11 protein-coding genes and 1 pseudogene are annotated in these 12,955 nt (G+C 76.1%); 10 read left to right on the top strand and 2 right to left on the bottom strand.

Annotated features, from left to right (window positions below; genetic code table 11):
* The first annotated feature begins 1 nt into the window (after window position 1).
* The 7 genes and pseudogenes from AC6CH6_RS09770 to AC6CH6_RS09740 all read left to right on the top strand — a co-directional run bounded on the left by AC6CH6_RS09770 (window position 2) and on the right by AC6CH6_RS09740 (window position 7,387).
* The gene (locus AC6CH6_RS09770; protein WP_498254995.1) at window positions 2–1,105 is read left to right on the top strand and encodes a glycosyltransferase family 9 protein; all 1,104 of its coding nucleotides are present in this window, start codon (window positions 2–4) and stop codon (window positions 1,103–1,105) included.
* Complete coding sequence (locus AC6CH6_RS09765; RefSeq protein ID WP_498254994.1) at window positions 1,093–2,052, top strand: glycosyltransferase; 960 nt, start codon at window positions 1,093–1,095, stop codon at window positions 2,050–2,052. Before AC6CH6_RS09770 ends, AC6CH6_RS09765 begins: the two co-directional genes overlap by 13 nt.
* Window positions 2,049–3,227 (top strand): annotated as a pseudogene (locus AC6CH6_RS09760) (glycosyltransferase); the annotation flags it as partial. The gene AC6CH6_RS09765 and the pseudogene AC6CH6_RS09760, both read left to right, overlap by 4 nt.
* A gap of 141 nt (window positions 3,228–3,368) precedes the next feature.
* A complete protein-coding gene (locus AC6CH6_RS09755; RefSeq protein ID WP_498255185.1) occupies window positions 3,369–3,908 on the top strand; it encodes a D-sedoheptulose-7-phosphate isomerase in 540 nt (179 codons plus the stop codon).
* Window positions 3,905–5,317, top strand: coding sequence for a PfkB family carbohydrate kinase (locus AC6CH6_RS09750; RefSeq protein WP_498254993.1), 1,413 nt, complete (start codon window positions 3,905–3,907; stop codon window positions 5,315–5,317). The genes AC6CH6_RS09755 and AC6CH6_RS09750 overlap by 4 nt, the downstream gene beginning before the upstream one ends.
* The gene (locus AC6CH6_RS09745; RefSeq protein WP_498254992.1) at window positions 5,307–6,302 is read left to right on the top strand and encodes a glycosyltransferase family 9 protein; all 996 of its coding nucleotides are present in this window, start codon (window positions 5,307–5,309) and stop codon (window positions 6,300–6,302) included. Before AC6CH6_RS09750 ends, AC6CH6_RS09745 begins: the two co-directional genes overlap by 11 nt.
* 74 nt (window positions 6,303–6,376) lie before the next feature.
* On the top strand, window positions 6,377–7,387 hold the full coding sequence (locus AC6CH6_RS09740) for an NAD-dependent epimerase/dehydratase family protein (protein WP_498254991.1): 1,011 nt from the start codon (window positions 6,377–6,379) through the stop codon (window positions 7,385–7,387).
* Window positions 7,388–7,471: 84 nt separating this feature from the next.
* Here AC6CH6_RS09740 and AC6CH6_RS09735 read toward each other — a convergent pair whose 3' ends face one another.
* Entirely contained in the window at window positions 7,472–8,404 is a 933-nt protein-coding gene (locus AC6CH6_RS09735) for a glycosyltransferase family 2 protein (protein WP_498254990.1), read from the bottom strand.
* Complete coding sequence (locus tag AC6CH6_RS09730; RefSeq protein WP_498254989.1) at window positions 8,401–9,282, bottom strand: glycosyltransferase family 2 protein; 882 nt, start codon at window positions 9,280–9,282, stop codon at window positions 8,401–8,403. Before AC6CH6_RS09730 ends, AC6CH6_RS09735 begins: the two co-directional genes overlap by 4 nt.
* 234 nt (window positions 9,283–9,516) lie before the next feature.
* Here AC6CH6_RS09730 and AC6CH6_RS09725 point away from each other — a divergent pair, with 234 nt between their 5' ends.
* The 3 genes from AC6CH6_RS09725 to AC6CH6_RS09715 are packed head-to-tail and all read left to right on the top strand — an operon-like array spanning window position 9,517 to window position 12,910.
* Window positions 9,517–11,139, top strand: coding sequence for a circularly permuted type 2 ATP-grasp protein (locus tag AC6CH6_RS09725; protein WP_498254988.1), 1,623 nt, complete (start codon window positions 9,517–9,519; stop codon window positions 11,137–11,139).
* Window positions 11,133–12,059 carry an alpha-E domain-containing protein gene (locus AC6CH6_RS09720; protein ID WP_498254987.1) on the top strand — a complete coding sequence of 309 codons (927 nt, stop codon included), beginning with the start codon at window positions 11,133–11,135 and terminating at the stop codon, window positions 12,057–12,059. Before AC6CH6_RS09725 ends, AC6CH6_RS09720 begins: the two co-directional genes overlap by 7 nt.
* Window positions 12,056–12,910: a transglutaminase family protein gene (locus AC6CH6_RS09715; protein ID WP_133410122.1), complete on the top strand. Its 855-nt coding sequence runs from the start codon at window positions 12,056–12,058 to the stop codon at window positions 12,908–12,910. The genes AC6CH6_RS09720 and AC6CH6_RS09715 overlap by 4 nt, the downstream gene beginning before the upstream one ends.
* Window positions 12,911–12,955 lie beyond the last annotated feature (45 nt).

Below are 12,955 nucleotides of genomic sequence, written 5' to 3'. Positions count from 1 at the left end.
CGTGGGCCGCACCCTCGCCGTCCGCCTCGACTCGGACGGGGACGTCCTGCTGACCGGGCCCGCGGTGCGGGCCCTGGCCCGGCTGGGGAACCCGGTGGATCTGCTGGCCTCCCCGTCCGGCGCCGCGGCCGCCCGCCTGCTGCCGGACGTGGACGAGGTCCTCGAGTACTCGGCGCCGTGGTCGGGCTTCCGGCCCCCGCCCGTGGACCGGGAGACGACCGAGAACCTGGTGGACGCCCTCGCCGCCCGCGGCTACGACCTCGCCGTGGTGTTCACGTCCTTCCACCAGAGCCCCCTGCCCATGGCGCTGCTGGCCCGGCTCGCCGGGATCGACCGCGTGGTCGCCACGAGCGAGGACTACCCCGGGTCGCTGCTGGACGTCCGGCACCGCCGCGCGGACCCGCCCGGCGGTGGCCACGAGGTCGAGGCGGCATGTGCGCTCTCCGTCGCGGCGGGCGCCCCCGAGCCCACCGCGGCCGACCTGCGCCTGGCCGTGCGCCGCCCGCTCCCGGAGCTCCCGGCCGAGGTGTCGGCGCTGCCGGACGGGTTCGTGGTGCTGCACCCCGGCGCCTCGGTCCCGTCCCGCGGGCTCACCGCCGAGCACGCCGGGGCCCTCGCGGCGGGACTCGCCGCGGCCGGGCGCCCGGTCGTCCTCACCGGCGGGCCGGGGGAGCGGGAGCTCACCGCGGCCGCCCGGGCCGCGGCCCGCGCGGCCGCCCCGAGCGGCACGGTGCTGGACCTCGCCGGCCGGACCGACCTGCCCGGCCTGGCCGCCGTGCTGGACGCCGCCGCGTGCGTCGTCGTCGGCAACACCGGTCCCGCGCACCTGGCCGCGGCCGTGGGCACCCCGGTGGTCTCCCTCTTCTCCCCGGTCGTGCCGCCCGAGCGGTGGGCGCCCTGGGGCGTGCCCGTCGTGCTGCTCGGGGACCAGGGCGCGGACTGCCGCGGCTCCCGCGCCCGCGACTGCCCCGTGCCCGGCCACCCGTGCCTGTCCTCCGTGTCCCCGGCGGCCGTGCTCGCGGCCGTCGAGGAGCTCGTGCACGGCGCTCCGGGGGCCCTCGCCACTGTTCCCGAACCGGAAGGAGGACGCGGGTGCGCATCCTGACCTGGCACGTCCACGGATCGTGGACGACATCGTTCGTGCACGGTCCCCACACCTACCTGCTGCCCGCCGTCGCCGACCGCGGCCCCGACGGCCGCGGCCGGGCCGAGACCTGGGACTGGCCGGCCGCCGCCGTCGAGCGCACGCCCGAGGAGCTGGCCGACACCGCGTTCGACGTCGTCCTGCTGCAGCGACCCCACGAGCTGGAGCTGCTCGAGCGGTGGACCGGGCGCCGGGCGGGGACCGACGTCCCGGCGGTCTACGTGGAGCACGACACCCCGCGCGGGCCCGCCGTGGCCACCCGTCACCCCCTGGCCGGGCGCTCCGACATCCCCGTGGTCCACGTGACGCACTTCAACCGGATGATGTGGGACAACGGGGACGCGCCCACCGAGGTCGTGGAGCACGGCGTCCTGGACCCCGGACCGCTCTACACGGGGCGCACGGCCAGCCTGGCCGCCGTGGTCAACGAGCCCGTCCGGCGCGGGCGGATCGCGGGCACCGACCTGCTGACCGCGCTGGCCCGCGAGCTGCCCGTGGACGTGTACGGCATGGGGATGGACCAGCTCGCCGAGCACGCGCCCCACATGGCCGGGCGGCTGCACGAGAACTATCCTCAGGAGAAGCTGCACGCGGCGCTCGGCGAGCACCGGGCCTACTACCACCCCTACCGGTGGACGAGCCTGGGCCTGGCGCTGCTGGAGGCGATGACCATCGGGATGCCGGTGCTCGGGCTCTCGACCACCGAGGCGCCCCGGGCGGTGCCGCCCGGGGCGGGGCTGCTCTCCAACGACCCGGAGGCCCTCGCCGCCCGCGCCCGGCACTGGCTGGACGACCCCGGCGCGGCGGCCGCCGCGGGCGCCGCCGCCCGCGAGCACGCCCTGGAACACTACGGCGCGGACCGCTTCCTCGCGGAGTGGGACCGCATCCTGGAGAAGGTGACAGCATGAGAATCGCAATGGTCTCCGAGCACGCCAGCCCGCTGGCCGCGCTCGGCGGGGTCGACGCCGGAGGGCAGAACGTCTACGTGGCCGCCCTCGCCGCGGGTCTCGCCCGGCTGGGCCACGACGTCGTCGTGTACACCCGCCGCGACGACGCCCGGCTGCCCGACGTGGTCGAACTCGCCCCCGGGGCGCACGTGGTCCACGTCCCGGCGGGACCCCCGAGCTTCCTGCCCAAGGACGACCTCGCCCCGTACATGGACGAGTTCGGCCGCTGGCTCGCCCGCGACTGGGCCCGCCGCGGGGTCCCCGACCTCGTGCACGCCCACTTCTGGATGTCCGGGACCGCCGCCCGCCGCGCCGCGGAGACCATGCAGGTCCCGGTGGTGCAGACCTTCCACGCGCTCGGGGCCGTCAAGCGCCGGCACCAGGGAGCGGCCGACACCAGCCCCACCGGCCGGCTCGCGGCCGAGAACGAGCTCGTCGCCGCGGCAGACCTCGTCCTGGCCACCTGCCGGGACGAACGGGCCGAGCTCCTGGCCCTCGGCGGGGACCCCTCACGGATCGACGTGGTCCCGTGCGGCGTGGACCTCGACGCCTTCCTCCCCGCGCCGCCGCCCGCCGGCGACCGGAGGCCACGGATCGTGGCGCTCGGCCGGCTCGTGGAGCGCAAGGGCGTGGACGTCGTCGTGCGCGCCCTCGCCGAGCTGCCGGACGCGGAGCTCGTCGTGGCCGGCGGCCCCGCCCGCGCCGAGCTGGACCGGGACCCCGAGGCCCTGCGGCTGCGGGCGCTGGCCCGGGAGCTCGGCGTGGCCGAGCGCGTGGAGCTGCTCGGCCGCGTGGACCACGACGACGCCGCCGCGCTGCTCGCCACCGCTGACGTCGTGGCCTGCACCCCCTGGTACGAGCCGTTCGGCATGGTCCCGCTCGAGGCGATGGCGTGCGCCCGCCCCGTGGTGGGCAGCGCCGTGGGCGGGCTGCTCGACAGCATCGAGGACGGCGTGACCGGCCTGCACGTGCCCCCGCGGGACGTCGCCGGGACCGCTGCCGCCCTGCGCACCCTGCTGGCGGACCCCGAGCTGGCGGCCCGCATGGGCCGCGCCGGGCGGGAGCGCGTGGAGCGGCTCTTCGGCTGGCGGCACGTGGCCCAGGAGACCGAGCGGTCCTACACCCGCGTCGTCGCCCGGCACCGCCGGGAGCACCCGCCGCTGCTCCGGCAGACCGAGAACTGGCTCGGGGCCCACCTGGACGAGCTGTCGGTCGCCGCGGGCGAGGCCGCCCAGCACGCCGACGTGGTGGACCGGTGGGGCGCCCGCCTGGCCGGGATGCTCACGCACGGCGGACGCGTGCTCGCCGTGGGCAACGGCGGCAGCGCCGCGGAGGCCCAGCACTTCACCGCCGAGCTCGTCGGCCGCTTCGTCGACGACCGGCGGCCGCTGTCCGCCGTGTGCCTGTCCGCGGAGACCTCGAGCCTGACCGCCATCGTCAACGACTACGGCGCGGAGGAGGTGTTCGCCCGCCAGGTCCAGGCGCACGGGCGGGCGGGCGACGTGCTCGTGGTGCTGTCCACCAGCGGCCGCAGCCCCAACGTCCTGGCGGCGGCCGACCGGGCGCGGGAGCACGGCCTGCACGTCTGGGCGCTCACCGGCCCCGGCCCCAATCCGCTGACCGAGCGGGCGGACGAGTCCCTGACCGTCGACGCGTCCAGCACCTCGGTGATCCAGGAGGTCCACCTCATGCTGCTCCACGCCGTGTGCGCCGCGGTCGACGCGCGCCTCGTCCCGCGTCCTGATGCCGGCCCGGCCGTGCGCGGGGCCTCCGGCGCCCGGGCCGACGGGGCGGCCGTCCGGGCGGGGGTCGCATGAGCCCCGTCCGCGTCGTCGTGGTCGGCGACGCCCTCCTGGACCGGGACGTCGACGGCACGTCCACGCGCCTGAGCCCGGACGCCCCGGTGCCCGTGGTCGACGTCGGTGACGTCTTCGCGAGCCCCGGCGGCGCCGGCCTGGCGGCGCTGCTGTGCGCCCTGCCGCCCGCCGTGGGCCCCGTCCCGGTGGAGGTCGCGGTGACCCTGCTGGCACCCGTGGCCGCCGACGCCGCCGGCCACGAGCTCGCCGCCGCCCTCGGGGAGGTGGCCCTCGAGCGCCTCGGCCACGAGGGCGGGACCCGCACCAAGACCCGCATCCGCAGCGCCGGCCAGACGCTGGTGCGCGTGGACGAGGGCGGGCCCGGCACCCCGGTGGGCGTCTCGGCCTCGCACGTCTCCGCGGTCCTCGCGGGCGCGGACGCCGTGCTCGTGTCCGACTACGGGGGAGGCGTCACCCGCGACCCCGCCGTGCGCGCCGCCCTCGCGGAGCACGCCCGGACGGGCACGGTCGTCTGGGACCCCCACCCGCGCGGCGGGGAGCCGGTCCCCGGCTGCGCCCTGGTCACCCCCAACGCGGCCGAGGCCGCCGCCGCCCTGGGCGCCCCCGCGTCGACCGGCGCCCGCCAGCTCGCGGGCACCCTGCGCGAACGGTGGTCGGCCCGTGCCGTGGCGGTGACGGCCGGGGCCGAGGGCGCCCACCTCGCGACCGCCACGGGCACCGAGCTCGTGCCGGCCGCTCCCGTGCGCAACACCGACCCGTGCGGGGCGGGGGACCGCTTCGCCTCGACCGCGGCCCTGGCCCTCGGCGCGGGCACGGACGTGACCACGGCCGTGGAGTCCGCCGTCGAGGCGGCCGGGCAGTGGGTCGCCGCCGGCGGCGCCGCCACCTTCCGCACCCGCCGCGCCCAGGGCGCCCAGGGCCGCGCGCGCCTGCACCCCGGTGCCGAGCGGCTGCCCCGGGAGGTCCAGGACCTGCTGGTGGACGTGCGCGCCGCGGGCGGCACGGTGGTGGCCACCGGCGGCTGCTTCGACGTCCTGCACGCCGGCCACATCGCCTCCCTCGACGCCGCGCGCCGGCTCGGCGACGCGCTGGTGGTGCTGCTGAACTCCGATGACTCCGTGCGCCGGCTCAAGGGCCCGGGCCGGCCGGTGGTCGGCCAGGAGGACCGCGCCCGCGTGCTGGCCGCCCTGCGCAGCGTCGACGCGGTCGTCGTCTTCGACGAGGACGACCCCCGTGCGACCCTGTCCGTCCTGCGCCCCGACGTGTGGGTGAAGGGCGGCGACTACACCCCCGAGCAGCTTCCCGAGGCCGTGGACGTGCGCGGCTGGGGCGGGGAAGTTACCGTCCTGCCCTACCTCTCCGGGCGCTCCACGACGGCGATCCTCCAGCGGGCCGGCCGTGAGCGCTGAGCCCCGCGGCCCCCGCACCGTGGACCCGGGCGAGGTCGGGCCGGGCGACGTGCTGGTGCTGCGCGCCCTCGGCCTGGGCGACGGCCTGACCGGCGTGGCGCCCCTGCGCGGGGTCCGGCGGATGCTGCCCCGGCACCGGCTCGTGCTGGCCGCGCCCGAGGGCATCGGCACGTGGCTGGCCGAGCTGGGCGTGGTGGACGCGGTCCTGCCCACGTCCGGGCTCGACCCGCTCCCGCCGCTGTCCGGCGGGCACGTGGCGGTCAACCTGCACGGGCGCGGTCCCCTCAGCCACGAGCTCCTGCTCGCCACCGGCCCGGAGCGGCTCGTCGCCTTCGCCGCCGCCGGGCACGCCGGCCCCGCGTGGCGGGCCGCCGAGCACGAGGTGCACCGGTGGTGCCGGCTCGTGCGCACGGCGGGGGGACCCTGCGGCCCCGAGGACCTGCTGCTGCGCGAGCACGCTCCGGCGCCCGACGGTGCCCCCGTGGTGATCCATCCGGGTGCCGCCTCCGGCGCCCGCCGCTGGCCCGCGGCCCGCTGGCGGACCGTGGCGGAGGCCCTGGCCGCGGACGGCCACCGGATCGTGGTCACCGGCTCCGCCGCGGAGGTGGAGCTGGCCGCGACCGTCACCGGCGGGCTGCCCGCGGCGGAGAACCGGTGCGGCCGGCTCTCCCTGCCGGAGCTCGCCGCCACGGTGGGGGACGCCGCCGCGGTGCTCAGCGGCGACACGGGCGTCGCCCACGTGGCCACCGCCCTGGCCGTGCGCTCCGTGGTCCTCTTCGGCCCAACCCCGCCGGCCCGGTGGGGCCCCGCGGTGGACCCCGGGCTGCACACCGTGCTGTGGCACGGGGACCCCGCGGCCGCGGCGTGGGGCGATCCGCACGCGGACGCCCTGGACGACCGCCTCGCCGCAGTGACGGCCGACGAGGTCCTCGCCGCCGCCCGCGCCCAGCTCGCCCAGGGCGCCGGGGTCCCGGCCCGGCCCTGACGCCCTCCGCCGGCGCCCACCACCCGGCCCGTTCGCCGAGCCGTTCCCATCCGTCCCGATCCGTCAGGAGCACCGTGAATCCCACAACGAACGCGACCACCGCCGCGAGCGCGACCCGTCCGATCCGCCGGGCCGTGGTGACCGGGGGGACCGGCTTCCTGGGCAGCCACTTGTGCACCGAGCTGCGCCGCCGGGAGGTCGAGGTGGTGTGCCTCGACAACTTCCTCACCGGTTCCGCGGCCAACATCGGCCACCTCGTGGGCGACCCCGGCTTCCGGCTCGTCCAGTGCGACGTCACCGACTACGTGCACGTGCCCGGGGACGTGGACCTCGTCCTGCACTTCGCGTCCCCGGCGTCCCCGATCGACTACCTGAAGCTGCCCATCCACACGCTCAAGGTCGGCTCGATCGGCACCCACCACGCCCTGGGCCTGGCCAAGGACAAGGGTGCCCGGTTCGTGCTGGCCTCCACCTCCGAGGTGTACGGCGACCCGCAGGTGCACCCGCAGGCCGAGAGCTACTGGGGCCACGTCAACCCGGTGGGCCCGCGGGGGGTCTACGACGAGGCGAAGCGCTTCGCCGAGGCCCTGACGGTCGCCTACCGCGCCGAGCACGGGGTGGACACGGCGATCGTGCGGATCTTCAACACCTTCGGGCCCCGGATGCGGCCCTTCGACGGCCGCGCGATCCCCACGTTCATCCGCCAGGCCCTGGCCGGTGAGCCCCTCACCGTGGCCGGGGACGGCACGCAGACGCGCTCCGTCTGCTACGTCTCCGACCTCGTCCGCGGCATCCTGGCCCTGGCCGACAGCGGGCACAGCGGGCCCATGAACATCGGCAACCCGCACGAGCTCTCGGTGCTGCAGATCGCCCACGACGTCATCGCCGCGACCGGCACGTCCTCGGGGGTCGAGTTCGTCGAGCGTCCCGTCGACGACCCCATGGTGCGCCGCCCCGACACCACGCTCGCGACCGAGGTCCTCGGCTGGGCCCCGGAGGTCCCGTGGCCGGTGGGGCTGGAGCGCACCGTCGAGTGGTTCCGGGAGGGGGCCGGCCTCCCGGCGACCGCCGTGCGGGCGCGCTGAGCGCGCGGTTGCGGGGGCGGCGGCCCGGCGGGGCACTCCACCGGCCGCTCCGCCGTCCGGTCCGCCCTCCGGTCCGCCGGGAGCTCAGCTGACGTAGCGGCGCGCGGCGCTGTCGCGCTGCGACTCCTCCAGCGCCCGGAACCGCCGCTCGACGCGCTCGGGCAGGGGCCGCCGCTCGCGCAGCACCCACGGCGCCCCGCGCAGGGCGTCGAGCAGGGCCAGCGCCGTGACCCGGTCCCGCGGGGCGGCGCCGACCACGTCCCGGGTCCGGCGCAGGGCCGCGCGCAGCGGGCGGCGCAGCCAGATGAACCACAGGGTGTTGCGCAGTCCGTGCCGGCGCCGCAGGTGCGGGTCCCGGACCGTGGAGGCCTGGTGGTGGACCACCACGTCGGGCAAGTGCACGAGCTCCCACCCCGCGGTCGCGAGGTCCGCCGCCAGCAGCTCCTCCTCGCCGCCGAGCCACAGCCGCTCGCTGAACCCGCCCACCTCGCGGAACGCGGTCCGGCGGACCACGGAGGCCCCCGCCAGGAAGCTGCCGAGGGCGGGGCCGGGCATCCACGCGGGGCCCTCGACGGGCGAGTGCAGCAGCTCCGCGTTGATCGCGTCCTCCCGGGATCCGGGCTCCACGAGGATCCTGCCCGTGACCACGCCCAGCCGCGGGTGCGCCTCCAGGGCGTCGGCCGCCCGGCGCAGGGACCCGGGCTCCCACCAGGTGTCGTCGTCGCAGAAGGCCACGAACGGGGCGTCCACGCGCTCCAGCGCGACGTTGCGGCCCACGGCCCCGAGGTTGACGGGGCTCGCGACGAGCTCCGCCCAGGGGTGCCGCTCGCGGATCGCGTCCGCGGTGCCGTCCCCGGAGCCGTTGTCGACGACCACCACGTGCGGCCGTTCCGGGAGCTCCCGCAGCCGGGCCAGGGCCAGCAGGGCCTCCTCCCGGCGGTTGTGGGTGATCATCACGACCGCCACGCGCGCGTCGGGACCGGTCGCGGGCGGGGGTGCGGGGGTGGTCTCGGTCACGGGCTCTCCTCCGGTGCGGCGGGGGCGGGGCCGTGCAGCAGCGCGAGCGCGGCCTCCGTGGTCGGGGACACCCGGTGCCGGGCGCGCAGCGCGGCCGGGGTGCGGGGGAGGGCGCGGAGCAGACCGCGGCGCCCCGCGCGGCCGCCGCGCAGCGCCTCCCGCAGCTCGTGCGCCACGACCCGCCAGGGCCGGCGCAGGAGCACGGTGAGCAGGTGGCTGCGAACGAGCGCGACCTGCCGGCGCTCGTCCGAGCCCCGGTGCGGCGAGGGGTGGTGGTGGGCGCGGATCTCCGGCACGTAGGACAGCCGCCAGCCGGCGTCGAACAGGTCGAGGGCGAGACGCTCCTCCTCGCCGGGGAAGCGCACGACGTCGTCGAAGCCGCCGGCCGCGAGGAACGCCGTGCGGCGCACGATCGCCCCGCACGCGACGAAGCCGAGCAGCGCCGGGCCGGGGGCCCCGGTGGGGATGCCCAGCGGGGACGCGGCGAGCACGGCGTTGAGCGGGTCCGGGCGCTCCTCGGGGCCCACGGCGATGGACCCGGCGATCAGCCCGAGCCGGGGATGGGCGTCGAACACGGCCGCGGCGCGGGCGAGCGCCCCGGGGGCCCACCACGAGTCGTCGTCGGCGAAGGCCACGTAGGGGGTGCGGGCGAGCCGGACGCCGACGGTCCGGGCCACGGCCCCGACGTTGCGGGGCAGCTCCAGCACCTGCACGTGGGGGTGGGCGGCGCGCACCGCCTCGGCGGAGCCGTCCGTGGAGGCGTTGTCCACGACGACGACGGGCCCTTCGTGCCGGCCCAGGTGCGCCACGAGCTCCTCCCGGCGGTTGCGGGTGGCCACGACCACCGTGACGCGGCGCTGGGGGTCCGGGGCGTCCATCGTGTCCTTCCGTCGGGTCCGCCGCGCCGCGGCGGCGGACGCGGTTGCGGTCGCGGGCCCGCCTCCGGGCGGACACGCCCTCCCATCGTAGGGGCACGTCCTCCCGGCCTCCGGTGCACGGCGCGTGACACAATCGGGAGGAGCCTCGGCCACCGGGTTACCGCTGCGAAATACGGCCCGTCCATACTGCACGTACTGCCCGCCCCGACCCCGAAAGGCCTGTGATCGCCCGACATGTCCGACCTGTTCGAGAACTACGCCGCCGACATGGCGGTGGCGGCGGCCTACGACGAGATGTACACGCCGGACCGGCAGGTCCGCCCCGGCTACGACCGCATCGGCGGTGTCCTCGACGACCTCTCGCTCAGCGACGTCAACACCCGCGCCGACTCCATGGCCCGCTCCTTCCTCGACCGGGGCGTGACCTTCGACTTCGCGGGGGAGGAGCGGCCCTTCCCGCTCGACATCGTGCCCCGGGTGATCACCGCCGAGGAGTGGGACGTCATCGAGCGCGGCGTGAAGCAGCGGGTCCGGGCCCTGGAGTGCTTCCTCGACGACGTCTACGGGGAGCAGCGGGTCGTGGCCGACGGGATCGTGCCGAAGGCGCTGATCACCTCCTCCGCCCACTTCCACCGGAGCGTGTGGGGCTTCCGGCCCGCGGGCGGCGTCCGGATCCACGTGGCGGGCATCGACGTGGTCCGGGACCAGCAGGGCGTGTTCCGGGTCCTGGAGGACAACGTGCGCGTGCCCTCGGGGGTCTCCTACGTCATCGAGAACCGGCGGGCCATGACCAAGGGCCTCCCGGAGGCGTTCATGTCGCAGCCGATCCGCGCCGTGGAGGCCTATCCCCGGCACCTCTACAAGGCGCTGCGCGCCACGGCCCCGGAGGCCGCCGAGGACCCCGTGGTGGTGGTCCTCACCCCGGGCGTGTTCAACTCCGCCTACTTCGAGCACACCCTGCTGGCCGGGCTCATGGGGGTGGAGCTCGTGGAGGGCCGCGACCTCGTGGTCCGCGGCGACAAGGTCTACATGCGGACCACCGACGGCGAGCAGCGCGTGGACGTGATCTACAAGCGGATCGACGACGAGTTCGTCGACCCCCTGCACTTCCGCTCCGACTCCGCGCTCGGCTGCTCCGGGCTGGTCAACGCGGCCCGCGCCGGGAACGTGACCATCGCCAACGCGATCGGCAACGGCGTGGCCGACGACAAGCTCACCTACTCCTACGTCCCCGACCTCATCCGGTACTACCTCGACGAGGAGCCGGTGCTGCCCAACGTGGACACCTACCGGCTGGAGGAGGACGAGGCCCGCGCCTGGGTGCTCGAGCACCTGGACGAGCTGGTCGTCAAGCCCGTGGACGGGTCCGGCGGCAAAGGCCTGGTCATCGGCCCCCATGCCACCGCGGCGGAGCTCGAGGAGCTGCGGTCGAAGGTGCTCGCGGACCCGCGCGGGTGGATCGCCCAGCCGGTGCTGCAGCTGTCCACCGTGCCGACGTTCGCGGACGGGGAGTTCAGCCCCCGGCACGTGGACCTGCGGCCCTTCGCGGTCAACAGCGGCGACGAGGTCTACGTGCTGCCCGGCGGGCTGACCCGGGTGGCCATGCAGAAGGGCTCGCTGATCGTCAACTCCTCCCAGGGCGGCGGCTCGAAGGACACCTGGGTGCTCGGCCAGCCGCAGACCCAGGACCTCGACCCCGGCCAGGCCCCGCCCCCGGACGTCGACTCCTCGGTGCACACGTGGCCGGTCTCCGCGTCCTGGCAGGACGAGGGCGACAGCGGCCAGCAACAGCAGCAACAACAGCAGGCCGTGACCACCACCGCGACGACCCGCACCGGAGAGGGGCCCACATGCTGAGCCGCATTGCCGAGTCCCTGTTCTGGATCGGCCGCTATGTCGAGCGGGCCGACGGGGTGGCCCGGATCCTCGACGTCCACCTGGAGCGGATCACCCAGCTGCCCATAGGCGAGCAGGAGGCCGAGGTGCGCCGGATCATGGCGGTGATGGGCGTGGAGCCCGGGGACGGCGACTACAGCGTCCGGTCGATGATCCACGAGCTCGCGTGGAACAAGGACTGCCTGACCTCCATCTCGGGCTCCCTGCACGCCGCCCGCGAGAACGCCCGCCGCGCCCGGGAGACCGTGTCCTCGGCCATGTGGGAGTCGCTCAACTCCACGTACTACGGCCTGGGCCAGCACCGCCGCGACGTCGTCGGCACCTTCCGCGTCTGCCACTGGACCATCGAGCGGATGGCCACCGTGCGCGGGCAGACCCAGATGACCATGTCCCACGACGAGTCCTGGATGTTCCTGTCCCTGGGCGCGGCGATCGAGCGGGCGGACATGACGTCCCGGCTGCTGTGGACCCGGTCCACGTCCACCTCCGGCATGTCGTGGGTGTCGATCCTGCACTGCGCCGGCGGGTACGAGGCCTTCCTGCGCACCCGCTACGGCACGTTCAGCGACGAGTCCGCGACCGAGTTCCTGCTCCTGGACCGGCTCTTCCCCCGCTCGATCCTGCACGCGCTCACCACGGCGGAGGAGATCCTCGTGGGCCTGGAGCCCGGTCTGCAGCGGGTCGGGTTCAAGGACGACGCCCGGCGGATCATCGGCGAGGCGCGCACGGCGCTGGAGTTCCACCACGCGGAAGACCTCATCGCGGTGCTGCCCGAGCACCTGAACAACGTCCAGGCCGCGTGCGCGAGGGCGTCGGAGGCCGTGAGCACCAAGTACTTCTCGCACGCCGTCGAGGCGTCCTGGTTCGGAGGCATGCTGTGACCCGGCTCAAGATCGACCACGTCACCCGCTACGACTACAACGACAACGTCTCGAAGTCCTACAACGAGGCCCGGATGACCCCCCTCTCGGACGACGAGCAGATCGTGCTCGAGGCGGAGCTGACGCTGAGCCCCGGGACCGCCACGGTCAGCAACTACCGGGACTACTGGGGCACCCGGGTCGCGGCCTTCGACATCCAGGGCCGGCACCGGCACCTGGAGGTCCGCTCCTCGGCCACGGTGGAGGTGCACCGGCGGCCCGGCGACGAGGTCGCCGACGGGCTGAGCTGGGAGGAGCTGGCGACCCCCGAGGTCCTCGACGCGGTCTCCGACCACGTGCCCCAGACCCCGCTCACCCGGCTCGGGCCCGAGCTGGAGAAGGTCGCCGAGGAAATCCGCAAGGAGGCGGCCGACCCGGCCGCGGCGGCCGCGGCGATCTTCCAGGGCATCGCCTCGCACATGCAGTACGTGCCGGGGGTCACCGGGGTCCACACGGACGCCGAGGCCGCCTGGCGGGAGGCCAAGGGCGTGTGCCAGGACCTCGCGCACGTGGCCATCGGCATGATGCGGCACATCGGGATCCCCGCCCGCTACGTCTCCGGGTACCTGCACCCCGACTACGAGGCGGGCATCGGCGCGACCGTGCCGGGGGAGTCCCACGCGTGGGTGGAGTGGTGGAACGACCGCTGGTACGCCTACGACCCCACCAACCACACGCGGCTCACCGACTTCCACGTCACCGTGGCCCGCGGGCGCGACTACACCGACGTCACCCCGCTCAAGGGCATGGTCACCGGCGGCGGCGGCACCTCGGGGCTGCAGGTCCAGGTCGAGGTCACCCAGACCGCGTGACGACGGCGGGGCCGCCCACCTCCCTGAGGTGGGCGGCCCCGCCGT

It is taken from the genome of Kocuria sp. GQ42 (assembly GCF_059758435.1).
The sequence above is the reverse complement of the archived record's forward strand: the minus strand, read 5'-3'. Positions and strand labels throughout refer to the sequence as shown.

Excerpts from the sequence above, each read along its gene's own strand:
- AC6CH6_RS09750 (WP_498254993.1), top strand. The coding sequence starts at position 3,905 with ATGAGCCCCGTCCGCGTCGTCGTGGTCGGCGACGCCCTCCTGGACCGG.
- AC6CH6_RS09755 (WP_498255185.1), top strand. The coding sequence starts at position 3,369 with ATGCTCACGCACGGCGGACGCGTGCTCGCCGTGGGCAACGGCGGCAGC.
- AC6CH6_RS09720 (WP_498254987.1), top strand. The coding sequence starts at position 11,133 with ATGCTGAGCCGCATTGCCGAGTCCCTGTTCTGGATCGGCCGCTATGTC.
- AC6CH6_RS09730 (WP_498254989.1), bottom strand. The coding sequence starts at position 9,282 with ATGGACGCCCCGGACCCCCAGCGCCGCGTCACGGTGGTCGTGGCCACC.
- AC6CH6_RS09725 (WP_498254988.1), top strand. The coding sequence starts at position 9,517 with ATGTCCGACCTGTTCGAGAACTACGCCGCCGACATGGCGGTGGCGGCG.